The 1,319-nt window shown below is 69.8% G+C and carries 1 protein-coding gene and 1 other annotated feature; the gene reads right to left on the bottom strand.

Annotated elements, in window-relative coordinates; translation table 11 throughout:
• Nucleotides 1–17 precede the first annotated feature (17 nt).
• Nucleotides 18–1,267, bottom strand: a protein-coding gene (locus tag ACJTNH_RS20710; RefSeq protein WP_458179156.1) for an IS3 family transposase whose coding sequence is annotated in 2 segments (ribosomal slippage) — nt 18–988 and nt 988–1,267 — 1,251 coding nt in all. Because the reading frame shifts where the segments join, the coding sequence is not laid out codon by codon here.
• Nucleotides 861–989 (bottom strand) — a sequence feature (AL1L pseudoknot). (Overlaps the previous gene by 129 nt.)
• Nucleotides 1,268–1,319 lie beyond the last annotated feature (52 nt).

Below are 1,319 nucleotides of genomic sequence, written 5' to 3'. Positions count from 1 at the left end.
GCTGTCCCGCCCCGGGTTCAGTGGAGACTCGGAACTGACGCGGCGACGGTAGCCGCCGCGATGTTGTGCCGGTAGAAGGTGTCCTCGTGCTCGGCCGGTGGAACGAGGCCGATCTCGCCGTGCAGGCGTCGGTGGTTGAACCAGTCGATATACTCGGCGACGGCGATCTCCAGGTCGTCGATGCCCTTCCAAGGGCCGCGGTTGCGGACCAGCTCGGCCTTGAACAGCGAGTTGAACGCCTCGGCCAGGGCGTTGTCATAGCTGTCGCCGGTGGAGCCGACGGAGGCGACCGCGCCGGCCTCGGCGAGGCGCTGGGTGTACCGCACGGCGAGGTATTGCACGCCCTTGTCCGAGTGGTGAATGAGCCCGCCGAGGTCCCGCCCAGTCCGGCGGCGGGTCCAGAGGCCCATCTCCAGCGCGTCGAGGGCCAGGTCGGTGCGCAAGGACTTCGACAGTTGCCAGCCGACCACCCGGCGGGAGTAGACGTCGATGATGAAGGCGGCGTAGACCCAGCCGGAGAAGGTGCGGCAGTAGGTGATGTCGGCGACCCACAGCTGGTCTGGACCGGTCGCGGTGAACGCGCGGTCGACCAGGTCCGGGCGGGTGTCCGGGCCACTCCCGGGCACGGTGGTGCGCGGTCCCTTCGCCCGCGTGATGCCGCGCAGCCCGGCGGAACGCATCAGCCGCTCGACGGTGCAGCGGGCCACGGCGTGGCCCTGCCGGCGCACTTCGGCATGCATCTTGCGGGCGCCGTAGACCCCGTAGTTGTCGGCGTGCACCTTCTCGATCACCGCGGTGGTCGCTGCGTCGGTCTGTGACCGTGCCGAGGGTGGCCGGGTGCGCTGGGCGTAGTAGGTGCTCGGGGCGATCTTCGCGCCGGCCTCGGTGAGGACGCGGCAGATCGGCTCGACCCCGTGTTCGAGCTTGTGCTGGTCGATGTAGTCGACGATCAGCGGGAGGGGCGGTCGAGCTCCGCCGCGAAGAAAGCCGACGCGCTCTTGAGGATCGCGTTCGCCCGGCGCAGCTCCCGGTTCTCGCGCTCGAGCTCGGCCAGCCGGGTTGCGTCATCGGTCGTGGTGCCGGGCCGGTGGCCCTCGTCGATCTCGGCCTGGATCACCCAGTTGCGCAGCGTCTCGGGGTTGATGCCCAGTTGCTCGCCGATCCGCTTCAACGCCCCGGTCCGGGTCGCCGGGTCACGCCGTGCCTCGACCGCCAACCGGGTCGCCCGCTCACGCAGCTCGTCGGGGTACTTCCTTGGTGCCGCCATGACTCTCATCCTCACGTGGATTGAGAGCCTCCATCAGACCCGGGGCGGGACA

Source organism: Modestobacter lacusdianchii (assembly GCF_054177765.1).
The sequence above is the reverse complement of the archived record's forward strand: the minus strand, read 5'-3'. Positions and strand labels throughout refer to the sequence as shown.